General features: G+C 65.3%; 20 protein-coding genes. 15 read left to right on the top strand and 5 right to left on the bottom strand.

Annotated features, from left to right (window positions below; all coding sequences use genetic code 11):
• The first annotated feature begins 11 nt into the window (after window positions 1-11).
• The 11 genes from F7R11_RS14230 (at window position 12) to F7R11_RS14180 (ending at window position 11,447) form a co-directional block, all read left to right on the top strand.
• Entirely contained in the window at window positions 12-683 is a 672-nt protein-coding gene (locus F7R11_RS14230) for a TorD/DmsD family molecular chaperone (protein WP_064804561.1), read from the top strand.
• Between the two features lie 234 nt (window positions 684-917).
• Entirely contained in the window at window positions 918-1,178 is a 261-nt protein-coding gene (locus F7R11_RS14225) for a twin-arginine translocation signal domain-containing protein (RefSeq protein ID WP_031329590.1), read from the top strand.
• Between the two features lie 70 nt (window positions 1,179-1,248).
• Complete coding sequence (locus F7R11_RS14220) at window positions 1,249-4,257, top strand: molybdopterin-dependent oxidoreductase (RefSeq protein WP_064804559.1); 3,009 nt, start codon at window positions 1,249-1,251, stop codon at window positions 4,255-4,257.
• Window positions 4,258-4,273: 16 nt separating this feature from the next.
• Window positions 4,274-4,945, top strand: coding sequence for a formate dehydrogenase FDH3 subunit beta (fdh3B, locus tag F7R11_RS14215; protein WP_064804556.1), 672 nt, complete (start codon window positions 4,274-4,276; stop codon window positions 4,943-4,945).
• Between the two features lie 2 nt (window positions 4,946-4,947).
• Window positions 4,948-5,184 (top strand): hypothetical protein, encoded by a 237-nt coding sequence (locus F7R11_RS14210; protein ID WP_064804553.1) that lies wholly within the window; start codon window positions 4,948-4,950, stop codon window positions 5,182-5,184.
• A 23-nt stretch (window positions 5,185-5,207) separates the two neighbouring features.
• A complete protein-coding gene (locus F7R11_RS14205) occupies window positions 5,208-6,374 on the top strand; it encodes a formate dehydrogenase subunit gamma (RefSeq protein WP_064804551.1) in 1,167 nt (388 codons plus the stop codon).
• A gap of 35 nt (window positions 6,375-6,409) precedes the next feature.
• The gene (locus F7R11_RS14200; RefSeq protein ID WP_064804548.1) at window positions 6,410-6,742 is read left to right on the top strand and encodes a hypothetical protein; all 333 of its coding nucleotides are present in this window, start codon (window positions 6,410-6,412) and stop codon (window positions 6,740-6,742) included.
• A 78-nt stretch (window positions 6,743-6,820) separates the two neighbouring features.
• Window positions 6,821-7,363, top strand: coding sequence for a superoxide dismutase family protein (locus F7R11_RS14195; RefSeq protein WP_064804546.1), 543 nt, complete (start codon window positions 6,821-6,823; stop codon window positions 7,361-7,363).
• A gap of 97 nt (window positions 7,364-7,460) precedes the next feature.
• Window positions 7,461-8,336 carry a formate dehydrogenase accessory sulfurtransferase FdhD gene (locus F7R11_RS14190; protein ID WP_064806390.1) on the top strand — a complete coding sequence of 292 codons (876 nt, stop codon included), beginning with the start codon at window positions 7,461-7,463 and terminating at the stop codon, window positions 8,334-8,336.
• Window positions 8,337-8,536: 200 nt separating this feature from the next.
• Window positions 8,537-9,103, top strand: coding sequence for a dCTP deaminase (gene dcd / locus F7R11_RS14185; protein WP_012762552.1), 567 nt, complete (start codon window positions 8,537-8,539; stop codon window positions 9,101-9,103).
• Between the two features lie 64 nt (window positions 9,104-9,167).
• Window positions 9,168-11,447, top strand: a complete 2,280-nt coding sequence (locus tag F7R11_RS14180) for an arginine/lysine/ornithine decarboxylase (RefSeq protein ID WP_021195620.1) — start codon at window positions 9,168-9,170, stop codon at window positions 11,445-11,447.
• Window positions 11,448-11,517: 70 nt separating this feature from the next.
• Here F7R11_RS14180 and argH read toward each other — a convergent pair whose 3' ends face one another.
• From argH to F7R11_RS14165, 3 genes are all read right to left on the bottom strand, one after another.
• Window positions 11,518-12,945 (bottom strand): argininosuccinate lyase, encoded by a 1,428-nt coding sequence (gene argH, locus F7R11_RS14175; protein ID WP_064804543.1) that lies wholly within the window; start codon window positions 12,943-12,945, stop codon window positions 11,518-11,520.
• Window positions 12,946-13,053: 108 nt separating this feature from the next.
• Window positions 13,054-13,773, bottom strand: a complete 720-nt coding sequence (locus F7R11_RS14170) for an anti-sigma factor (RefSeq protein WP_064804541.1) — start codon at window positions 13,771-13,773, stop codon at window positions 13,054-13,056.
• Window positions 13,773-14,417, bottom strand: coding sequence for an RNA polymerase sigma factor (locus F7R11_RS14165; RefSeq protein ID WP_064804539.1), 645 nt, complete (start codon window positions 14,415-14,417; stop codon window positions 13,773-13,775). Before F7R11_RS14165 ends, F7R11_RS14170 begins: the two co-directional genes overlap by 1 nt.
• A gap of 221 nt (window positions 14,418-14,638) precedes the next feature.
• Here F7R11_RS14165 and F7R11_RS14160 point away from each other — a divergent pair, with 221 nt between their 5' ends.
• Window positions 14,639-15,244, top strand: a complete 606-nt coding sequence (locus tag F7R11_RS14160) for a ferritin-like domain-containing protein (RefSeq protein ID WP_064804537.1) — start codon at window positions 14,639-14,641, stop codon at window positions 15,242-15,244.
• Window positions 15,245-15,303: 59 nt separating this feature from the next.
• On the opposite strand, the gene F7R11_RS14155 is transcribed toward F7R11_RS14160, so the two are convergent.
• A complete protein-coding gene (locus F7R11_RS14155; RefSeq protein WP_064806388.1) occupies window positions 15,304-16,206 on the bottom strand; it encodes a LysR family transcriptional regulator in 903 nt (300 codons plus the stop codon).
• Between the two features lie 125 nt (window positions 16,207-16,331).
• On the opposite strand from F7R11_RS14155, the gene F7R11_RS14150 reads away from it, so the two are divergent.
• Window positions 16,332-17,744, top strand: a complete 1,413-nt coding sequence (locus F7R11_RS14150; RefSeq protein ID WP_021195614.1) for an MFS transporter — start codon at window positions 16,332-16,334, stop codon at window positions 17,742-17,744.
• A 14-nt stretch (window positions 17,745-17,758) separates the two neighbouring features.
• Here F7R11_RS14150 and ppc read toward each other — a convergent pair whose 3' ends face one another.
• On the bottom strand, window positions 17,759-20,770 hold the full coding sequence (gene ppc, locus F7R11_RS14145) for a phosphoenolpyruvate carboxylase (RefSeq protein ID WP_064804535.1): 3,012 nt from the start codon (window positions 20,768-20,770) through the stop codon (window positions 17,759-17,761).
• Between the two features lie 109 nt (window positions 20,771-20,879).
• On the opposite strand from ppc, the gene hemC reads away from it, so the two are divergent.
• Both hemC and hemDX read left to right on the top strand, forming a co-directional pair.
• On the top strand, window positions 20,880-21,896 hold the full coding sequence (gene hemC, locus F7R11_RS14140) for a hydroxymethylbilane synthase (protein ID WP_064804533.1): 1,017 nt from the start codon (window positions 20,880-20,882) through the stop codon (window positions 21,894-21,896).
• Between the two features lie 15 nt (window positions 21,897-21,911).
• Window positions 21,912-24,023, top strand: a complete 2,112-nt coding sequence (hemDX, locus tag F7R11_RS14135; protein ID WP_064804531.1) for a fused uroporphyrinogen-III synthase HemD/membrane protein HemX — start codon at window positions 21,912-21,914, stop codon at window positions 24,021-24,023.

The raw sequence follows: 24,023 nt of genomic DNA, 5'->3' as shown, positions 1-24,023 counted from the left end.
TTCCGTTTCCCATGACCGACGCCCAGCCTCTGCAATTCCAACGCGCCGCCACGCCCACCGACAGTGCGGAGGATCTCGCTCGCGCAGACCTCTATGGTTTGCTGGCGACGCTGTTCTTCCACGCGCCGGCCGCAGACTTGCTGCAACGGATTGCGGCAGCGCCACTGGAGCCCGCCAGCGAGAACGACGCCGACCCGGCCGATGCGCAAGCCGCCGCCAGCAGCGCGCTCACGCAGGCCTGGCGCCGCCTGGTCGCGCGTGCCGGCCAGACCACCGCGGCGCAGGCTGATGACGAATACACCGAGCTGTTCATCGGCGTTGGCAAGCCGGAGGTGTTCCTGTACGGCTCGTACTACCAGGCGGGCTTCCTCAACGAGAAGCCGCTGGTGGTACTGCGCGATGATCTGCGCCGCTACGGCTTAGAGCGCGCCGAAGGCATCACCGAAACCGAAGACCACCTCGCGACCCTGTGCGAGGTCATGCGTTATCTGATTGCCGGCGACGATGCGGCCATTGCCCATGTGGAGGAGCAGCGCGCCTTCTTCCAGCGTCATCTGGCGTCATGGGTCGACACCGCTTGCGATGCTGTGTTGCAGCATCCACGTGCCCGCTTTTATGCCGATGCGGCGGGTTTGGCCAAAGCGTTTTTTGAAGTCGAGCGGCTCGCGCTCGAACTGTCGTGACTGCACGCCGGATGCTTGCCTAAGAAATAAGCACACTGCCAAGAGCAAGGCCCCGCCCATGTCATGGCGGGGCGGTTTAATTTGTGCTGATTGAAAGAAATCGTCGCAAAATCCTAAGAAAACTCAGCCGGTGAGGGTGTCAGGCATGGTTTTCCCCGACAGTTGCTTCTAAAATATGTCGGATAATTCCTATTAGATTCGATCATCGGTTTCCCGAAACCGGGGAGCATCGACATGCCAGGTCCGAACACTGTCCCTCACGCCCGTCCGCAAGCAGATTCCGTGGAGTCCGCTGACAATGCGCCGACACGCCGCCGTTTTCTGATGGGCGCTGCCGTCGCCGCTGCTGCTGCCGGCACCGCCGCCACGGCAAACCACCTGGCGCACGCGCCCATCGCCTCGGCAACGCCGCAGGCCGAACCCGCTGACGATGGCGCGACGGGCTACCGCCTGAGCGAGCACATCCGCAAGTACTACAAGACAACGTGGATCTGACACGGGCGCGTTCGCTCCCGTTTGCCCCGCTGTTGTCATTGCACGCACCCCACATCTTTAGGTGACCCCTATGCTTCTGACCCGCAAACCGGCGGTACAGGACACCAAGACTGCTTCCCAATCTGGCCCTACTCGCCGCCAGGGCGCAGCGTCGCTCGCCGGTAGCCTGGCGCGCAGCCTGGCCGGCGCGTTGCCGACCATGGACCGCCGCACCTTCCTCAAACGCTCCGGCATTGGCGTGGGTGCGGGGCTGGAAGCCACGCAGCTCTCGCTGGTGAAAAAATCGGTGGTGGGCGAGGCCCAGGCCGCGGAAGGGAAGGGCGACATCGTCGTGCGCCGTACCGTGTGCTCACACTGCTCGGTTGGCTGCTCGGTGGATGCCGTGGTGCAGAACGGCGTGTGGGTACGCCAGGAGCCGGTGTTCGATTCGCCGATCAACCTCGGCGCGCACTGTGCCAAGGGCGCGGCCCTGCGCGAGCACGGCCACGGTGAATACCGCCTCAAGACGCCGATGAAGCTCGTCGACGGGCGCTACCAGCGCATCAGTTGGGAGCAGGCGCTCAACGAGATCGTCGCCAAGATGCAGACGATTCGCCAGGAGACGGGGCCGGACTCGTTCTTCTTCGTCGGGTCATCCAAGCACAGCAACGAGCAGGCGTATCTGCTGCGCAAATGGGTGTCGTTCTTCGGCACCAACAATTGCGACCACCAGGCGCGCATCTGCCACAGCACCACCGTGGCCGGCGTGGCCAACACGTGGGGCTACGGCGCGATGACGAATTCGTACAACGACATGCAGAACGCCAAGTGCGCGTTGTACATCGGCTCGAACGCGGCGGAGGCACACCCGGTGTCGATGCTGCATTTGCTGCATGCCAAGGAAACGGGCTGCAAGGTCATTGTGGTCGACCCGCGCTACACGCGCACGGCGGCCAAATCCGATGAGTACGTGCGCATCCGCTCGGGCACCGACATCGCGTTCCTGTTCGGCGTGCTGTATCACATCTTCAAGAACGGCTGGGAAGACAAGCAGTACATCCACGACCGCGTCTACGGCATGGACAAGGTGCGCGAGGAAGTGCTCGCCAAGTGGACGCCGGACAAGGTCGAAGAGGTGTGCGGCGTGCCCGAGGCGCAAGTGCACAAGGTCGCCGAGATGATGGCGATGAACCGCCCGAGCACGCTGGTGTGGTGCATGGGCCAGACGCAGCACACCATTGGCAACGCCATCGTGCGTGCATCGTGCATCGTGCAATTGGCGCTGGGCAATATCGGCAAGTCGGGTGGCGGCGCCAATATCTTCCGCGGTCACGACAACGTGCAGGGCGCGACGGACGTTGGTCCGAACCCCGATTCGCTGCCGGGCTACTACGGCCTGGCCACCGGCGCGTGGAAGCACTTCGCCAAGGTGTGGGATGTCGACTACGACTGGATCAAGGGCCGCTTCGCCTCGCAGGAGATGATGGAAAAATCCGGCACCACCGTCTCGCGCTGGGCGGACGCTGTGCTGGAGAAGAATGACCTGATCGACCAGGACAACAACGTCCGCGCCGTCTTCTACTGGGGCCACGCACCGAATTCGCAGACGCGCGGGCTGGACATCAAGCGCGCGCTCGACAAGATCGATCTGCTGGTGGTGATTGACCCGTATCCGTCGGCCACGGCGGCGATGGCGAACATGCCGTCCGCTGATGGCTCACCGCCGAATCCGAATCGCGCCGTCTACCTGCTGCCGGCGGCCACGCAGTTCGAAACGTCGGGCTCGTGCACGGCGTCCAACCGCTCGCTGCAATGGCGCGAGAAGGTGATCGAGCCGCTGTTCGAATCGCAGCCGGACCACGTCATCATGCAGGCCTTTGCCGATCGCCTTGGCTTTGGCAAGGAGCTGAGCAAGGGCTGCAAGATCACCGAGTACAAGCGCGCAGGCATGACGTGGCGCGAGCCGGAGATCGAGTCGCTGCTGCGCGAGATCAACCGCGGCAACTGGACGATTGGCTACACCGGTCAATCGCCGGAACGCCTGAAGGCCCACATGCGCAACATGCATCTGTTTGATGTGCGCACGCTGCGCTGCAAGGGCGGCAAGGACCCGGAAACCGGCTACGACCTCACTGGGGATTATTTCGGCCTGCCGTGGCCGTGCTACGGCACCCCGGAGCTCAAGCACCCTGGCTCGCCCAACCTGTACGACACCAGCAAGCATGTGATGGACGGCGGCGGCAACTTCCGCGCCAACTTTGGCGTGGAGCGCGACGGCGTCAACCTGCTGGCGGAAGACGGTTCATTCTCGCTGGGCTCAGATCTGACCACCGGCTACCCCGAGTTCGACCACGTGTTCCTCAAGAAGCTCGGCTGGTGGGATGACCTGACCGCCGCTGAAAAGACCGCCGCCGAAGGCAAGAACTGGAAGACCGATCTCTCGGGCGGCATCCAGCGCGTGGCGATGAAGCACGGTTGCCATCCGTTCGGCAACGCCAAGGCGCGCGCCATCGTGTGGAACTTCCCCGATGCGATTCCGCAGCACCGTGAGCCGTTGTATTCCACGCGGCCCGACATGGTCGCCAAGTACCCGACGCACGACGACAAGAAGGCCTTCTGGCGCCTGCCGACGCTGTACAAGACGGTGCAGCAGCGCAATATCGAGAACAAGGTCTACGAGAAATTCCCGATCATCCTCACGTCCGGCCGCCTGGTGGAGTACGAGGGTGGCGGTGAGGAAACGCGCTCCAACCCGTGGCTGGCCGAGCTGCAGCAAGAGAACTTTGTCGAGATCAACCCGAAGGCCGCGGCCGACCGGGGCATCCGTCACAACGACTTCGTCTGGGTCAAGACGCCGACCGGCGCCCAGATCAAGGTGCGCGCGCTGGTGACGGAGCGCGTGGGTGTCGACCACGCCTTTATCCCGTTCCACTTCTCGGGCTGGTGGCAGGGCAAGGACCTGCTCGACTATTACCCCGAAGGCGCCCACCCGATCGTGCGTGGCGAGGCCATCAACACGGCCACCACCTACGGCTACGACGCGGTGACGATGATGCAGGAAACGAAAACGACGGTCTGCCAGATCGAGCGGTTCGCATAAGGACGGGGAGATCAACATGGCACGCATGAAATTCATCTGTGACAGCGAGCGCTGCATCGAATGCAACGCCTGCGCCACGGCCTGCAAGAACGAAAACGAGGTGCCCTGGGGCGTGAACCGGCGCCGCGTGGTCACCATCAACGACGGCATGATCGGCGCGGAGAAATCCATCTCCGTGGCGTGCATGCATTGCTCCGACGCGCCGTGCATGGCGGTCTGCCCCGTCGACTGCTTCTATCGCACCGAAGACGGCGTGGTGCTGCACGACAAGGACGTCTGCATCGGATGCGGTTACTGCTCGTATGCGTGCCCGTTCGGCGCGCCGCAGTTCCCGAGCCAGGGCACCTTCGGCGTGCGCGGCAAGATGGACAAGTGCACGTTCTGCTCGGGTGGCCCCGAGAAAAACGGTAGCGAAGAAGAGTTCGAGAAGTACGGCCGCAACCGCCTGGCCGAAGGCAAGCTCCCGCTGTGCGCGGAGATGTGCTCGACCAAGGCGCTGCTCGGCGGCGACGGCGATGTGATTTCCGACATCTTGCGTAACCGTGTGATGAAGCGGGGGAAGGGCGCGGACCTGTTCGGGTGGGGAACCGCCTATGGCGGCGCTGGCAAGAGCGCGCAGGCTGCACCCGCAGCCCCAGCGCAGGGGGCACCGGCCAAACCGGATACGTCCACTTCGGGAGCGTACTAGCCATGAAGACGACTTCAATCGTTGTCATCGCCAGTACGCTGGCCACGCTGCTGGCCGGCTGCGGTGAACGACAGCAGAGCGTTTTCGCCTCGCACCGCAAGGACGATGCGCCCGCCTACACGGGCGCGCCCGGAGACCCGTTCATGGCCAAGAACTGGACGCCCGGTGACCGCACGAGCTGGCAGAACCAGATTCGCGCGCGCGGCCAGTATCAGAACGAGTACAACAAGACGCCATGACGCGCGCAAGCGGAGGTCCGTCCATGGGCACTTCTTGGAAACACCTGACGTGCGTTGCGATGGCGCTGCTGCTCGGCGGTGCGGCGCTGCTCGCCAGCGCGCAGCAGCCGGCCAGCGCACCAGCCACTAACGCGCAGCCCGTCAACCCGGCTGTGCAGCCAACGCAGCCGTTCTCCAACATCGTCTCGGAGAACGTGTTTGATGTGCAGAAGCGCGATCTGGCCAAGGAAGCGCAGGACCAGACTGCGCGACGCACCACGCAGCCCGGCAACAACGCGCCGGTCTGGCGCGAGGTCAATTCTGACCAGGCGCATTACGCCAGCATCCCCGGTCTGGAAGCCGGTGTACTGATCCAGCGCACCGGGCAGAAATGGCGCCTGTTCCGCAACGGTGTCATCACCGTGTGGGGTGGCTGGCTGGTGGTGCTCGTGCCCTTGGTCATCCTCGGCTTCTTCCTGTGGAAGGGGGCGATTCCTTTGAAGGAAACGCCGACCGGCCGCAAGATCGAGCGCTTCACGCCGACCGAGCGCTATGTGCACTGGACCATGGCGATCTCCTTTGTCACGCTGGGCGTGTCGGGCATCGTCATGTTGTGGGGCAAGCATTTCCTGCTGCCAATCATGGGGCACCAGTTGTTCGGCTGGCTGACGTATGTGCTGAAGAATCTGCACAACCTGATCGGGCCGCTGTTCACGGTCAGCATCATCGTGGCCTTCGTGATGTGGGTGCGTGACAACCTGCCGCGCGGGATCGACCTGCAATGGCTATTGAAGGGAGGCGGCCTGTTTGGCGATGGTCACGCGCCGCCGTCGCATCGCTTCAATGCTGGCGAGAAGCTCTGGTTCTGGGGCGGCTTGGTCCTGTTCGGGCTGGTCCTGTCGGCCTCGGGCTGGGTGCTCGATCGCATCGTCCCGGGCGTGGACTATTACCGCAGCACGATGCAGCTGGCCGAGATCATCCACGCCATTGCGGCGGTGGGCATGATCTGCATGTCGCTGGGTCATATCTATATGGGCACGATCGGCATGGAGGGCGCTTACCGCGCCATGCGTGAAGGCTATGTCGACGAAGCCTGGGCCAAGGAGCACCACGAGCTTTGGTATGACGACATCAAGGCCGGCAAAATTCCGGCGCAGCGCTCGCAGCCACCGGCGCCGCCGGCACCGAGCGAGCAGCCAGCCGAGTCATGATGCGCCCGGCTGCCACCGAATCGAGGAATCTCTCCATGCATGTTTTCACGATGACACGTGTCGTAGGTACGACGCTTGCTGCCGCTGCGCTGTGCCTCGCCAGCGGGCTGGCCACTGCCAAGTTGCCGGCACCGACCGAAGAACAGAAGGCCAAGGCTGAAGTGGACAAAGCCAAGGCAACCTGGAGCGACAAAGTGGCGGCGTTCCAATTGTGCAAAGCACAAGACAAGGTCGCAGCGGCTTACCAGGCTGGTGGCAAGGGCGCACATACGCAGCCGGGCACGCCGTGTGCCGATCCGGGGCCCTTCGTGCCGCCGACGCCGGCTGCGGCCGCGCCAGCCGCATCGGCGCCTGTTGCCAAAGGTTGACGCAGCGGCCATGTTGCGAGTTCATCATCCGGCAGTACAATCGTCCGCTCGCAAGTGAACCCTGACTGGAGGTGACACATGAAGCAACTCGCGATTGGACTCGCCGTGATCGGCCTGATGGCCGGCTGCGCATCGAATACCGGCTCGACGGCCAAGGCGGCTGACTCGGCCATGGCGGCTTCGGCCGTGCTGGCGCCCAAGAGCGGCAGTACCGTGCAAGGCAGCGTGAAGCTGGCACAGCAAGGCGACAATCGGGTTGCCATGGCCGTGGATATTTCCGGCTTGCCGGCCAATGGCATGTTCGGTTTCCACGTGCATGAGAAGGGCGACTGCTCCTCGGCTGATGGCATGAGCGCTGGTGGCCACTTCAACCCGACCGGCCAGCAACACGGCAACCCGGTCAGCGGGCCGCACCATGCGGGCGACATCCCGATGCTGCAATCCGATGCCAACGGCAAGGCCGTCGGCTCGATCACCCTCTCCGGCGTGACGCTCTCGCCCGGCCCGACCAGCCTGGTCGGCCATGCGCTGATCATCCACTCTGGCAAGGACGACTATGTAACCCAGCCCACCGGCAATTCCGGCGGGCGCATCGCCTGCGGCGTGATCGTGGCCAACTAACCTGAGCCGGCACGCGGCGCCCGCTTGAGAAAAGGGGCGCCAGCCGCAAGTCCATGCGCACGCTCGTCGTGCGCATTTTTGTTTGAACGAAGATCTGATGCCGCTGCGCCCCGAACTGACCAACGCTTCTGTTCCATTGCTCGACGAGGTTGAAGTGCTCGACGAGCTGGGCCGCGCACGCGAGGTATACATCCCCGGAGAACGCCCGCTGACGGTCTATCTGGACAAGCGCGAACTCGTCACGCTGATGACGCTGGGCGGCGCACCCGAAGCGCTCGTGCTCGGCTATCTGCGCAACCAGCGACTCGTCAGCAGCATCGAAGACATTGCGTCGGTGCAGGTCGATTGGGAAACCGAATCCGCTGCCGTCACCACCCGCGCCGGCATTGCCGACCTGGACGAGAGGACCGCGCGCCGCACCGTCACCACAGGCTGCGGACAGGGCACCGTGTTCGGCTCGCTGATGGACGAGATCGACACCATCCACCTGCCGCCCGAGGCGCGCATCACGCAAACCACGCTGTACCGCGTGATCGACACCATCCGCCTGCAGCAGTCGATCTACAAACAGGCGGGTTCTGTGCACGGCTGCGCGTTGTTCGATGCGCGTGGCGAGCTGTTGATCTTCATTGAAGACGTGGGCCGCCACAACGCCGTGGATGCCATTGCCGGCCGCATGTGGCTGGAAGGCATGGACGGCAGCGACAAGATCTTCTACACCACCGGACGCCTGACTTCCGAGATGGTCATCAAGGGCGCGCAGATGGGCATTCCGTTCCTGCTCACGCGCTCGGGTGTCACGCAGATGGGTCACCAGATGGCACAGCGGGTCAATCTGACCCTGTTTGCGCGATGCACTGGACGGCACTTCCTGCTCTATACCGGCCGCGACCGATTTGTGGCCGAGCCGGAGATGGCCAAGGCCGTCGGCCCGCGCGGCGAGCTGCCGCAGGCCGTGGGGTCGGGCAGCTGAGCGGGTCGTTACGGCCCAGGCAAGTCTGCGTCCGGCGCGGGGTTTTTCGTCACAGGTTTGGGAGTACAATCCGCGTTCCAAACGGGGATCACCCAGGGGGATCACCCCGCCGGGCCCGGCCACCGGCGTGACCAAATGGGGACAGTTTTCGCACCGCGAAGCCTGCCCCCATTTGTTCATCCAAGGTATCTGGACGCTCCATGAGCATCAAATCCGACAAGTGGATCCGCCGCATGGCCGAGCAGCACGGCATGATCGAGCCGTTCGAGCCCGGTCAGGTGCGCGAGTCCGAAGGGCGCCGCATCGTCTCCTACGGCACGTCGAGCTACGGCTACGACATCCGCTGCGCCGACGAATTCAAGATCTTCACCAACATCAACAGCACCATCGTCGATCCGAAGAACTTCGACGAGAAGTCGTTTGTCGACTTCAAGGGCGATGTGTGCATCATCCCGCCGAACTCGTTCGCGCTGGCCCGCACGATGGAGTACTTCCGCATCCCGCGCACGGTGCTGACCGTGTGTCTGGGCAAGAGCACGTACGCGCGCTGCGGGATCATCGTCAACGTCACGCCGTTCGAACCCGAGTGGGAAGGCTACGTGACGCTGGAGTTCTCGAACACCACGCCGCTGCCCGCCAAGATCTACGCCGGCGAAGGCTGCGCGCAGGTGCTGTTCTTCGAGAGCGACGAGGAGTGCGAAACCTCGTACAAGGACCGTGGCGGCAAGTACCAGGGCCAGCACGGTGTGACGCTGCCCAAGACCTAGTTTTTGTAGTCCGTTTCCGAGTTTCCGGAGCGGTGTCTTCTATTTCATCTGTCAAGGAACCACGATGAAATTCCGCTTTCCCGTCATCATCATCGACGAGGACTTCCGCTCCGAGAACGTCTCCGGGTCGGGCATTCGCGCGCTGGCCCAGGCCATCGAGCAAGAGGGCATGGAGGTCACGGGCCTTACCAGCTATGGTGACCTGACCTCGTTCGCGCAGCAGTCGAGCCGTGCGTCCACTTTCATCGTCTCGATCGACGACGACGAATTCATCAACCCGGACAACGACAAGCCGGAGCCGGAAGCGGTTGAAAACCTGCGCAGCTTCGTCGCTGAAGTGCGCCGCCGCAACGCTGACATCCCTATCTTCCTGTACGGCGAAACGCGCACCTCGCGCCACCTGCCGAACGACGTGCTGCGCGAACTGCACGGCTTCATCCACATGTTCGAGGACACGCCGGAGTTCGTGGCCCGACACATCATCCGTGAAGCGCGCAACTACCTCGATTCACTGCCGCCGCCGTTCTTCAAGGCGCTGATCGACTACGCGCAAGACAGCTCGTATTCGTGGCACTGCCCGGGGCACTCGGGCGGCGTGGCGTTCCTGAAGAGCCCGGTGGGCCAGGTGTTCCACCAGTTCTTCGGCGAGAACATGCTGCGCGCCGACGTCTGCAACGCGGTGGAAGAACTCGGCCAGCTGCTCGACCACACGGGCCCGGTGGCCGCATCCGAGCGCAACGCTGCGCGCATCTTCGGCTCGGACCACATGTTCTTCGTGACCAACGGCACGTCCACGTCGAACAAGATGGTGTGGCACGCCAACGTGGCACCCGGCGACATCGTCGTGGTGGACCGCAACTGCCACAAGTCGATCCTGCACGCGATCATGATGACGGGCGCGATCCCCGTGTTCTTGATGCCGACGCGCAACCACTTCGGCATCATCGGCCCGATCCCGAAGAGCGAGTTCGAGCCGGAGACGATCGCCAAGAAGATCGCCGATCATCCGTTTGCCAGCCAGGCCAAGAACAAGAAGCCGCGCATCCTGACCATCACGCAGGGTACGTACGACGGCGTGCTGTACAACGCCGAGATGATCAAGAACATGCTGTCGACCGAAATCGACACGCTGCACTTTGACGAAGCGTGGCTGCCGCACGCATCGTTCCACCCGTTCTACGAGGACATGCACGCCATCGGCCACGGCCGCGCGCGCAGCAAGGACGCGCTGGTGTTTGCCACGCAGTCTACGCACAAGCTGCTGGCCGGTCTGTCGCAGGCCTCGCAGATCCTCGTGCAGGATTCGGAGACGCGCAAGCTCGATACGTACCGCTTCAACGAGGCGTATCTGATGCACACGTCGACGAGCCCGCAGTACTCGATCATTGCGTCTTGCGACGTGGCCGCGGCGATGATGGAAGCGCCGGGCGGCACCGCGCTGGTGGAAGAGAGCATTGCCGAGGCCCTGGACTTCCGCCGCGCCATGCGCAAGGTGGAGCAGGAATACGTCGGCACGAACGGCGGAAATGGCAAGGGCGACGACTGGTGGTTCAAGGTCTGGGGCCCGAACGACCTGTCGGACGAAGGCATTGAAGAGCGCGAAGCGTGGATGCTCAAGGCCAACGAGCGCTGGCACGGCTTCGGCAACCTGGCCGAAGACTTCAACCTGCTCGACCCGATCAAGGCCACCATCATCACCCCCGGCCTGGACGTGGACGGCAAGTTCAGCGATTCGGGCATCCCGGCCGCCATCGTCACGCGCTACCTGGCCGAGCACGGCATCATCGTCGAGAAGACCGGTCTGTACTCGTTCTTCATCATGTTCACCATCGGCATCACCAAGGGCCGCTGGAACTCGCTGGTGACCGAGCTGCAGCAGTTCAAGGACGACTACGACAACAACCAGCCGTGCTGGCGCGTGTTGCCGGAGTTCGTGCGCCAGTTCCCGCAGTACGAGCGCATCGGCCTGCGCGAGCTGTGCGACAGCATCCACAGCGTGTACCAGGCCAACGACGTGGCCCGCGTGACGACCGAGATGTACCTGTCGATCATGGAACCGGCGATGAAGCCGTCGGACGCCTGGGCCAAGATGGCCCACCGCGAAACCGAACGCGTGGCGATCGACGACCTGGAAGGCCGCATCACTGCCATCCTGCTGACGCCGTATCCGCCGGGCATTCCGCTGCTGATCCCTGGCGAGCGCTTCAACAAGACGATCGTGCAGTACCTGCAGTTTGCGCGTGAGTTCAACAAGCTGTTCCCGGGCTTCGAAACCGATATCCACGGCCTTGTGGAAGAGGAAATCGACGGCAAGACGGGTTACTTCGTCGACTGCGTGCGCTGAGTTTCAGCAGCACAGAAACAAAAACGCCGCGCTAGTTAGCGCGGCGTTTTTGTTTGGCGCGTGCGGCGACTTATTCGGCCAGCGCAGCGCGTGCAAACGCGATGGCCTGCTTCACCTGCTCCGGCGCAGTCCCGCCGATGTGGTTGCGCGAAGCGACCGAACCTTCCAGCGTCAGCACGGCGTGCACGTCGTCACCGATGAGGTTGGCCCGCTCTTCTCCTTCCTTGCCCAGGCCGCTGATGTCACGCAATTGCGCAACCGACAGATCCGCCAGATCGCAGCGCAGATCATCGCAGGCACGCACAGCGTGGGCCACGGCTTCGTGTGCGTCACGGAAGGGCAGGCCGCGCTTGACCAGGTAGTCAGCCAGATCGGTGGCGGTGGCGTAGCCCTGCAGCGCGGCGGCGCGCATGGCGTCGGCCTTGACGGTGATGCCGGTCGCCATGTCGGCAAAGATGCGCAGCGTGTCGACCACGGTGTCGACCGTATCGAACAGCGGTTCCTTGTCTTCCTGGTTGTCCTTGTTGTAAGCCAGCGGCTGGCCCTTCATCAGCGTGAGCAGGGCGATCAGGTGGCCGTTGACGCGGCCGGTCTTGCCGCGCGCGAGTTCCGGCACGTCGGGGTTCTTCTTCTGCGGCATGATCGAGCTGCCGGTGCAGAAGCGGTCCGCAATGTCGATAAAGCCGACGCGCGGGCTCATCCACAGCACCAGCTCTTCGGAGAAGCGCGAGATGTGTGTCATGACCAGTGCGGCCGCGGCGCAGAATTCGATGGCAAAGTCGCGGTCGGACACGGCATCGAGCGAGTTGCGGCACACGCCGTCAAAGCCGAGTTGCTGCGCGACGAATTCGCGATCGATCGGGTAGCTCGTGCCGGCCAGCGCGGCGGCGCCCAGCGGCAGGCGGTTGACGCGCTTGCGGGCGTCGAGCATGCGCTCGGTATCGCGCGTGAACATCTCGACGTAGGCCAGCAGGTGGTGGCCGAACACCACCGGTTGTGCGACCTGCAGATGCGTGAAGCCCGGGACGATGGTGTTGGTGTGCTGCTCAGCCAGGTCCAGCAATGCGCTACGCAGGGCCTTGAGCAAACCGACGATGTTGTCGATCTCGCTGCGCAGCCACAGGCGGATGTCGGTCGCGACCTGGTCGTTGCGCGAGCGGCCGGTGTGCAGGCGCTTGCCGGCGTCGCCCGCCATGGCGGTCAGGCGCGCTTCGATGTTCAGGTGCACGTCTTCCAGGTCCAGCTTCCACTCGAACGTGCCGGCTTCGATCTCCTGGCGAATCTGCGCCATGCCCTTCTCGATGGCGGCGCGGTCAGCCTCGGCGATGATGCCCTGCTTGGCGAGCATGGCCGCGTGCGCGAGCGAGCCCTGGATGTCGAACAGCGCAAGGCGCTTGTCGAAGAACACCGACGCGGTATAGCGCTTGACGAGATCGGACACCGGCTCGTTAAAGCGGGCGGACCACGCTTCAGCCTTCTTGGCGAGTTGGGAGGTCATGGGCGGACAGCTGGAGGAGGGCGGCCGGCGAGGGGTGCCAGCCGCAAATTCAGGAAACCGCGATTATATCGCCCGGCGGGCCCATCGGCCTCAGTGCTGGCATGCCGGCTACAGCGTGCTGTCGATCAGCGCGCCCTTGAAGACCACAGGCCCCGTCGGCCCGTTCGGGTTGGGCGAGCCGCCGCGCGGCTCCACGCTGATGGCCAGAGCGGGCACTTGCTGCAGTGGCTGCGCCACGGTCAGCCGGACTGCGCGTTGGTGCCCGATCACACCAAGTGACTTCGGCTTCCCGCCGGGCGGTAGCGCCCAGAGTTGCAGCGCTTGTTCCGTGGTGAGCGGCGTGGCATCCAACCGCTTGAGCGACAGCGTGCCAGTTCGCGCATCCCAGGTGACGAGGACGGCGGCCTGCGCCTGTGCATCCTGCAGCACGGCTACGGCATTTGCGATGGGCGCCTCGCGCAATTGCTCCGACAGCCGCAGATTCAGCCCAACTGCCACCGCCGCGACAATCGCTGCGACTGCCGTGGCTCCGCGCCAGAAGCCGGTACCTTGCCAAAGCTTCTGCCAGAGCGCCTTGGGCGAGGGTGCGGGTTCGCGCCAACCGAGCTGCACTTCCACACGGCTGAGGATTTCCGGCGGGGGCGCTGTGGCCGGCTGCAGTGTGGGCAGGTCGGCCAGATAGCGTTGCCAGCGTTCGACGGTCGCACGAACGTCGTCATGACGGCGGATCCATTGTTCGAACCGGCGGCGGGCGCCCGCGCGCAGCGTGCCCACCGCGTATTCGGCAGCCAGCTTATCGACGAGATCAGGGTGGCGGCGCAGATCCATCACGGCGCTCCCAGGCATTCGCGCAGGCGGTCGAGCCCGCGCCGCATCCACGATTTGACGGTGCCCAGCGGCAGCGACAGTGCTTGCGCCAGCTCGCTGTGCGACAGGTCACGCAGATACGCCAGTGAGATGACCTCGCGTTGCTTCGGGTCCAGGCGCTTGAGACATTCGGCCAAGGCGCGTGCCTGCTGGCCGGCGAGCGCGAGGTCGGCAGGGCCGGGAGCGTGGTCGGCCAGCACCTCGGCGTGCGTTTCATCCAGCGGCACGGATTCCTGCACACGTTCGGCATGCTGCCGGCGCAGGCAATCGAGTGCGCGGTTGCGCACGATGGTGGTCATCCACGTCATTGGGGCGGCCAGATGCGGGCGGTAATCGCCGGCGTGGCGCCAGATGTTGACGAAGCTTTCTTGCAAGACGTCCTCCGCCCAATCCTTCCTGACCAAGATACGCAGCGCGAGGCCAAACAGTTTCGGTGCGCAGCGCGTGTAGAGCGTGCGCAGGGCGTCGCGGTCGCTCAAGCCGACGCGTTGCAGGAGTGCGGCCAGCTCTTGCGCATCGGCGCTTTGCGGGCGGCCTGCTGCGGCTGACGGCGGATCGGCGTCTTGCTCGGCGTGGTGTTCGGTGGTGCGCTGGAAGGTGAGCACGGGGCGATTTGTGGAGAGGTCTGCCCAAAGTGTAGGAAGAAACTGGGGCCGTTGTGGGAATTCACGTGGGCGGCGCTGTGGTTTGCACCCGGTTTGCATCCAATCAGACGAGCCCTCCGTATAAGCGGTCAGGCGCTGGACAAACGCCGGCGATCCGCACCACGGCCGCACCTCGGCACCATTCGGGTCGCGCTTCTTCCCCACATGCAAGGAGACCGACGATGGACACGATCAAAGAGATGGACCTGTTGGATGGAGACAACCCGCGCATCGATGTGCGCCGTCGCGTATTGCTGCGCGCACCGGGGCTGATGGCGCTGGGCTCGCTGGCGGCGATGTCGCTCGGGCAGTCGATGCCGGCCTGGGCACAGACCCAATCGGGCAGTGTGAAAGACGACATCGCCATCCTGAACGTGGCGCTCGGGCTGGAGTATCAGGCCATCGCCGCGTATCAGGTGGGCGCCGAAAGCGGCCTGCTGCAAAAGCCGGTGCTGGCCACGGCGGTGAAATTCCAGGGGCACCACAAGGCGCATGCGCAGGTGCTGGCCGGCACCGTATCCAAGCTGGGCGGCACGCCGATCATGGAAAAGACGGTGGCGGAATACAACTTCCCGGTCAGCCAGTTGAAGACGCAGGCCGACGTGCTGCGCTTTGCCGCCGGGCTGGAGAAGGGCGCCACCTCGGCCTACCTGGGTGTGATGCCGAACTTCTACACGCGCGACCTGACCAAGGCCGCCGCCAGCATCATGGGCGACGAGGCGATGCACTGGGCGGTGCTGCTGTCCGCGCTGGGTGAGGACCCGGTGCCAGGGGCGTTCGTTGTCTGAGCCCTGAGCCGGAAATTTTTGCAGCGTCCGCTCGGCGTACCGTGCGGATGGCTTGCCCGTCATGCCGTTTGGGCTCGTTGCGGCATGGCGGGTTTTTTATAGGCGCAGAACACGTTGACGATGGCATCCATCAATGCGCGCACCCGTGCGGTCTTGTGCAGATCGGCGTGGGTGACCAGCCAGACGTCTTGCGTGTCACGGCGATTCGGCAGCACGCGGACCAGTTCCGGGCGCGTCTCGGCGCGGTGGCAGACCAGTTCTGTGATGCCGATGCCTGCCACGATGGCTTCGAAGACGGTCATGGCCGAGCTGCTCTGCAGGACCACGCGGCCTCGCGAGATCGGCTCGCCGCACAGGTCTTCCCACATCCACGGCACCTCGTTACGGGGATAGAGCACGAGGTCGTGTCCCGCAAACGCGGTCCCTTCTTCGGGCATGCCGCGCGCGGCCACGTAGCTGCGGCTGGCGTAGATGCCGGTTTCCAATTGGGCGATGCGGCGCGCAATGAGGTCGGGCGCGTCCGGGCGCAGCGTGCGCACCGCGACATCCGCCTCGCGCTTGGTCAGGTTGGCGATGCTCTTGGAGGTCATGCACACGATGTCGATGCCGGGGTGCTGCTGCCGCAATTGCGCAATGGCGGGCAGCACGAAGGTGGCGGCCAGCGTCTCGGTGGTCGCCACGCGGATGGTGCCGGCAAGCTGCTCGTCCGTGCCGGCGATGCGGCGTTCGATGGTGTGCGCGGCCTGTTCCATGGCTTCGGCCGGGCCGATCAGCGCTTCACCGGCAGGGGTGAGCACCAGCGCGGTCGATGTCCGCAGGAACAGCTTGGCCGATAACTCGTCCTCCAGCGCGGCAACGCGGCGGCCGACCGTGGCCTGATCCACAGCCAGGCGCTGCGCCGCGCCGCGCAGCGTGCCCGTGCGCGCTACGGCCAGAAAGATGCGGGCGTTGTCCCAGTTCACGTTTGGCTCCGGATGACGATTGGCGGGTGATGCATTTTTGCTGTGCTGCAATGCAAAAACGCTGCTTTTTTGCATGCTCGGTCAAGCCTACACTGGGTCGCATGACACTGCCAAACGGTTCCCTCATGTCGTCCTGCAACACCATTCCTGTCGTATCGCCCGCTGCTGATCTCAGCCGCTGGCGCCGCAACGCCACGCTGGCCATCCTGACCTCGGGGGTGTTCATGGCGGTGCTGGATACCACCGTCGTCAACGTGGCGCTGATCGCCATGCGCGACAGCCTGCACAGCAGCGTCGCCGAGCTCGCCTGGATCGTCGATGCCTACACGCTGGCCTTCGCTGCCTTCATCCTCACCGGTGGTTTGCTGAGCGACCGCATCGGCGCGCGCACCGTCTTCATGGCGGGGATGGCCGTGTTCATCGTGGCCTCGGCCGGGTGCGGGCTGGCGCCTTCAGTTGTCACGCTGATTGCCGCGCGCATTCTGCAAGGCGTGGGCGCGGCGATGTTCCTGCCGAGTTCGCTGTCGCTCATCCGCAGTACGTTTGAAGACCCGCGCGAGCGCGCCTGGGCGATCGGCCTGTGGGGCGCCATCGTGGCAACGGCTGCTGCCGTGGGCCCGGCGCTGGGCGGCATCCTGGTCGACACGTACGGCTGGCGCAGCGCCTTCCTCATCAACGTGCCGTTGGGCGTGGTGGGCATGCTGGGCACATGGGTGATCGTGCGTCACGTGCAGCCGGCACGCGCCCGGCCGTTCGACTGGGCGGGGCAGGTGACCAGTGCAGTGATGCTCGCTGCGCTGTGCTTTGCGGCGATTGAATGGCCGGTGCGCGGCGCACAGTCGCCGTGGGTGTGGGGTGCAGCGTTGCTGATGGTGGTGGCTGGTGCGCTGTTCGTGATGGCCGAGCGCCGGGCGCCTGCACCGCTGGTGCCGTTGTCATGGCTCGCGCATCGCACGCTGGGCGCGGTCAACGGCGTAGGTTTCCTGCTGAACTTCGGCTATTACGGTGCGCTGTTCGCGTTGAGCCTGCATCTACAGAACGTTGAACACCTGAGCGCACGCCAGACCGGTCTGGTCATGCTGCCAATGGCCGTGAGCCTGTCGGCAGGCAACATCTTCGCGGGCAAGCTGATGGCGCGCTTCTCCACGCCCACCATGATGCTGAGCGGCCTGACGATCGGTGCCGTCGGTTTGCTGGCAACGTCGGCCGCGCTGACTGCGCATGCGCCGCTTTGGCTGATCAGTGTGGTGATGATGGCGTACGGCGGTGGTACCGCGCTGGCCATCGCGCCCATGACGTCCACCATCCTCTCGGCGGCACCCGGCGAGCTGGCCGGCACGGCGTCGGGCTTGCTCAACGCCGCCCGGCAGACCGGCAGTCTGCTGGGCGTGGCAGCGGCAGGCGCGGTCGTCACGGTGGTCCCCGATCTGATGCGCGCCTCGCCAACGGTGTTCGGACTGATGACGCTGTCCTACGCCGGTGCGATGGCGATGGCCTGGATCAGCCGTCGCCCCGCCGCCACCGCGCTGGCTGTGTAATCAACCGCTCGCCTTTAACCGCTATTGCGCAGCCCCGCCGCAATCCCGTTGATCGACAGGTGGATGCCGCGCCGCACGCGCGCATCGTCGCTGCCGGCCTTGCCCGAACGGAAACGCTTGAGCAGTTCCACCTGCAAGTGGTTCAGCGGGTCGAGGTACGGGAAGCGGTTCTTGATCGAGCGCGCCAGCAACGGGTTGTCGGCCAACCGCTCCGATTGCCCCGTGATGCTCGCCAACACCTGCTCGGTGAGCGTGAACTCAGCCGAGATGCGCGAGAACACCGCCTTGCGCAGCTTGCGGTCGTCGCACAGCTGCGCGTAGCGCGAAGCCACGTTCAGGTCGGCCTTGGACAGCACCATGTCCATGTTCGACAGCAGGTTCGCAAAGAACGGCCACTGCTTGTGCATACGCTTGAGTGTGGCCAGGCGTGCGGCGCGGGCCTTCTCGCTGCCGGCGTCATCCAGCCACTGCTGCACCGCGCTGCCGAAGCCGAACCAGCCCGGCAGCAGCAGGCGGCACTGGCCCCACGAGAAGCCCCACGGAATCGCGCGCAGGTCTTCGATCTTGCGGTGCTTCTTGTCCATCAGCTTGCGTGACGCGGGGCGCGAACCGAGGTTCAGGTCCGCAATCTCGGTGATGGGCGTGGTGGCGAAGAAGTAGTCCTTGAAGCCCGGGGTTTCGTAGACGAGGTTGCGGTACGCAGCAAACGCGTTGTCCGACAGCGCCTGCATGGCCGCTTCAAATTCTTCGAGACCTTTCGGGCGGTTACGCGTGGGCAGCAGCGTGGCTTCCAGCGTGGCCGCGACGATGGTCTCCAGGTTGCGCCGGCCGATCTCGGGGTTGGCGAACTTGCTGGAGATGATCTCGCCCTGTTCGGTCAGGCGGATCTGCCCGTTCACCGTGCCCGGCGGCTGCGACAGGATGGCCTGGTAGGTCGGGCCGCCGCCACGGCCCACCGTGCCGCCGCGGCCGTGGAACAGGCGCAGGTGCACACCCTTGCGCTCGAACAGTTCCACCAGCGCCAGCTCGGCCTTGTACAGCTCCCAGTTGGAGGTGAGGAAGCCGCCGTCCTTGTTGGAGTCCGAATAGCCGAGCATGACTTCCTGCTCGTTGCCCTGCGCTGCCAGCACAGCGTCAAAGCCCGGCAGGGCGAGCAGGTCGCCCATGATTTCGGGGGCGTTGCGCAAGTCTTCGATGGTCTCGAACAGCGGGATCACCATCACGTCCAGCCCGGCACCAGCGCCGTTGGCGTTCGCGCGGAACATGCCGGCTTCCTTCTGCAGCAGCATCACTTCCAGCAGGTCCGACAGCGTCTCGGTGTGCGAGATGATGTAGTTGCGCACGATGCGGTTGCCGTAGCGGGCACGCACCTCGCGCGCGGCGCGGAAGATGTCGATTTCCGACGTGGTCTGCTCGCTGTACGTGTGGAATGGCAGTGTCAGCAGACGCGGCTGTTGCAGCTCGCGCAGCAGCAGCGTGCGCTTGTCGGCTTCCGACAGTGCCGCGTACGCGCCTTCCACGCCGGCCACCTTCAGCAATTCGGCGACGGTCGCTTCGTGCACATCCGACACTTGCCGCAAGTCGATCGACGACAAGTGGAAGCCGAACACATCAATCGCGCGCGCCAGCGAGGCCAGCCGTGCATCGGCGAGCGCCTCGCCGTGGTGTGCCGCCAGCGAATCGATGACGGTCTGGATGTCGGCGCGCAGTTCTTCTGCGTTGTTGTAGGCCGGGGCGGGGCCGACGGCGTGGCGGCCGGCATCTTCGCCGGTCAGCTCGCGGCAAGTCGCGGCCAGGCGCGCATACACGCCGATGAGCGCACGGCGGTACGGCTCGTCCGCACGATGCTCAGAGCGATCGGGCGACTGTTCGGCCAGCGCCAGCAGTTCGGCGCTCACGTCCACCTGCGACGTGGACATCGACAGCTCGGCGCCCAGCGCATGGATCTCTTCCAGGTACCACGCGAGGATCACGCTCGCCTGCTTTTGCGCGGCGTCACGCAACGTCTCTGCGGTGACAAAGGGGTTGCCGTCGCGGTCGCCGCCGATCCAGGAGCCCATCTGGAAGAAGGCGGGCAGCGGTGTCGGCTCGCCACGTGCGCCACGGCGCGGGAACACGCTGGCCACGTCCTCTTCCAGTTCGCGGTACAGCGCGGGAATCTCGCGCAGAAAGGTGGTCTGGTAGTACGACAGCGCGTTTTCGATCTCGTCGGCCACCATCAGGCGCGTGGTGCGCAGCATGCGCGTCTGCCAGAGCTTGGTCACGTGGGCGCGCAGCGTGGTCGTATTGCGCTCGCGCTCGCGCGTGGTGAGCGGCGTGTCGCGTTCGGCCAGCAGGCGTGCGATTTCACGCTGCGCATCCAGAATGCTCTTGCGCTGCACCTCGGTCGGGTGCGCGGTCAACACCGGCACGATCAGCGCCTTGTCGAAGAAGCGGCGCAGCGCCTCCCCAGAGACACCCTCATCGGCCACCGACAACAGCGCGCGCATCATGCTGCCCGGCTGCGGCGGGGAGCCCGCCAGCGCGTGCACGCGGCGGCGGCGGTTGTGGTGCTGGTCTTCGGCAATGTTGGCCAGGTGCGAGAAGTAGCTGAACGCGCGCACCACCGAATTGGTCTGCTCACGCGAGAGCGCCTTGAGCAGCCGGTCGAGTTCCTGCTCAGCCTGGCGGTCGCCGTCGCGGCGGAAGCGCACGGCGGTCTGGCGGATGGTCTCCACGGTTTCGAAGGCGGCGCCGCCTTCCTGTTCACGCAGCACGTCGCCCAGCAGGCGGCCCAAGAAGCGAATGTCCTCTTTCAGCGGCTGATCTTTGGCAGCAGTGCTTCCCGATGAGCGGCGTGAGGTTGGACCGAGTGATGCACCGTTGACCTCGTCCGCGCCATTGGGCTTGGGCGTGGTCTTGGCAGCGGGTTTGCTGGCGGGCTTTGCCGCGGCCTTGGCGATCTTGCTGGTCTTGGGCGGCACGGCGGAAGCCTTGCGGGCGGGGGTCGCGCGCGAGGAAGCGCGGCGCGCGGCGGGCTGCGTCATTGATGTCTCCTAGGTCGGGTGGGTAAGGTGCCTGAAGGGCCCTCTTTTCTGCATCATTTCAACGTGATAGTCGGCCTGTGGCGAAAAAGCTGCGTGCTACCATTGCCGCATGTCTTCTAACGCCCGCCCGACTCCCGTCGAATCCCAGCTTGCAACGACTCCTGCAGCCCAGGCGCCGACCAAGCTGGTCATCGCCTCGCGCGAAAGCCGGCTTGCACTTTGGCAAGCCGAACACGTGCGTGCTGCATTGCAAAAATACTATCCCGCGTGCGACGTGTCCATCCTCGGCATGACCACACGCGGCGACCAGATTCTCGATCGCTCCCTCGCCAAGGTGGGGGGCAAAGGTTTGTTCGTGAAGGAACTGGAAGTCGCGCTGGCCGAGGGACGTGCCGATCTGGCCGTCCATTCGCTCAAGGATGTGCCGATGGAGTTGCCGGAGGGCTTTGCGCTGTCGGCCATTCTCGAACGCGAAGACCCGCGCGACGCCTTTGTCTCCAACGACTACGCCGATCTGGCCGCGCTGCCGGCCGGTGCCGTGGTGGGCACCTCCAGCCTGCGTCGCGAGGCCTCGCTGCGGGCGCGTTTCCCGCATCTGGTCATCCAGCCGTTGCGTGGCAATTTGGACACGCGTCTGGGCAAGCTCGACCGTGGTGACTACGCCGCCATCATCCTGGCTGCCGCCGGGCTCAAGCGCCTGGGGCTGGCCGAGCGCATCCGTTCGACTATCGCACTGGAAGAATCGCTGCCGGCCGCGGGGCAGGGCGCGTTGGGCATCGAGATTCGCGCCGATCGTGCCGATGTGCAGGCCGCGCTTGCGCCGCTGCATGACATGCGCTCTGCGCTAGCCGTGACCGCGGAGCGCGCCGTGTCCCGCATCCTGGGCGGCTCGTGCCAGGTACCGCTGGCGTCGTTTGCACAGTGGTCTGAGGCCGGCACGCTGCGTTTGCGTGCCTTTGTTGCCTCGCAAGACGGCACTCGCAAGCTTGCCGCAGATGGCGAAGCCACGCCGTCCACGCTGGCCGAGGCCGATGCGCTTGGCGTGCAGGTCGCCCAGCAGATGCTGAACGGCGGCGCGCGTGAGATTCTCGCCATGCTGGGCGCCGACGCCCCGCCCGCTACCTAACCTCCACGGCTCGCCATGGACGATCGCTTGCCACCCTCATCCAGCGTGCCACCTGTCGCCAGTTCGGTTGCCAACGCGGCCACCGAATCGGCCACCACTGTGCCTGTGGTGGTGGTGACGCGTCCACGCGCGCAGGCACCCATGCTGGTGACGGCGTTGGAACGCCACGGCTTGCGCACGCACCAGTTCCCGCTGCTCGACATCGCGCCGACACCGAATCTCGATGATCTGCGCGCCGCGCTGGGCGATCCGTCGCGCTATGCGCTGGTCGTGTTTGTCAGTCCGAATGCCGTACAGCAGGCGTTTGCCGCCATGCCGGAAGGGTTCCGCTGGCCGCAGGAAGTGCCGGTGGCGGTGGTGGGCCCCGCGAGTGCGCAGGCCCTGGCCACGCACGGTGTCGCGCCACCCGCGCATCGCGTGATCCGACCCGACACCCACGCCGACGACGCACGCCAGGATTCCGAAGCCCTGTATGCGCGGCTGGATGTGCCATCGCTGGCTGGCCGCGAGGTGCTGATCGTGCGCGGCAACGGCGGCCGAGAATGGCTGGCAGATCAACTGCGCGAGGCTGGCGTCTCGGTGCGCACGGTGGAGGCTTACCGCCGCAGCGTGCCTGTGCCCGACGCCGCCGCCTGGGCTGCGCTGCGCGCCGTGCTTGCCGCCCGCCATGCCTGGACGCTCACCAGTTCCGAGGCCGTACGCAATCTCGACGATCTGGCGCGCGCCAACCTGACACCCGCCGAAGTCCATACGCTGCACGGTGCGCCGTGCTTTGCGCCGCATGCGCGCATCGTTGAACAGGCTGAGTCGCTAGGCTTTCGCGATGTGAAGCTCACTGGTGCCGGCGACGACCGCCTGCTTGCTGGTGTCCTGGCCTGGGCCGGCCCGGTGCCTGCGCCCGTACCGACACCGCCCGCCTCAGCACCTGCTGAATCGAATACTTCTCCTTCTTCTCCCACTGTGACGCAGACTTCCGCTCCCTCGTCCGCTCCCGCCGCGAAGCCCGCGGCCGCCCAGCCGAGTCCGGCGCCCGCACCCGCATCGTTCGCGCCCACCATGACCGTCAACCATGCACCGCGACGCGGCGGCTGGCTGATCTGGACCGTGCTGGCCGTAGTCGTAGTTGCAGTGGCTGCGCTGCAGGTGCGCAACGAGCGCCTGGCCCGTGAGATCCGCCAGCGCGGACAGCAGAACGAAGCACTGGCGCAAGAGATGCGCGTGCTTTCCAGCGCAGACCGGGACGCGGTTGGCCAGTTGCAGCAGAAGTTCGGCGCGCTGGATGCCCGCACGACGGAAACCCGCGACCGCCAGGGCGCGTTGGAGCAGGCCAGCCAAGATCTACTGCGCAACCGCGACGATTGGCAGCGATCCGAGATCGAGCGCTCGATTGAAGTCGCTGCCGAGCAACTTCAGCTCACCGGCAACGTGAGCGGTGCGCTGGCTGCGCTGCAGACTGTCGACGCCCGTCTGGCATCGCTCAACAAGCCGCAGTTCAACGCCGTGCGCCGTGCCGTGGCACGCGATATCGCCAAGCTCAAGGCGATGCCGTCGATCGACCTGAGTGGCGCGGCCATCCGCCTGGACGATGCGATCAACGCGGTCGATACATTGCCGCTGGTGTCGTCGGCCCAGCCGCTGGATGCGGAGCAGGCTGCGCAGGTACCGAAGGCGCGCTCGGCGAAGAATGCCAAGGCCGCAGCGGCGGCATCGGCACCGGCGCCAGCAGCATCGACGCAAGCCGGCACCGGATGGTCGGCCGGCGTGCGTGCTTGGTGGGGTCGTTTGTGGAGCGGCGTGCGTGATGAGCTGGGCCAGATCGTGCAGGTGCGCCGCGTGGATCAGACCGAGGCGCTGCTGCTGTCGTCGGACCAGGCGTGGTTCCTGCGCGAAAACCTCAAGCTGCGCCTGATGAACGCGCGTCTGGCCTTGCTCTCGCGCAACGATGCTGTGTTCCGCGCCGATCTGGGCCGCGCCGACACGCTGCTCGCGCGCTACTTCGACACGCAATCGCAGCGTGTGACCGCGGTGCAGAACCTGCTGGCGCAGGTGCGCGCGACGGTCGGCACGCTGGAGGTGCCGACGCTGGCCGACAGCCTTGCCGCTGCGCGCGGTCAGGGCAAGGAGTGA

The sequence above is a fragment of the Ralstonia insidiosa genome, from assembly GCF_008801405.1.
GTDB lineage: Bacteria > Pseudomonadota > Gammaproteobacteria > Burkholderiales > Burkholderiaceae > Ralstonia > Ralstonia insidiosa.
This window is presented reverse-complemented; position numbering and strand designations above follow the sequence as displayed.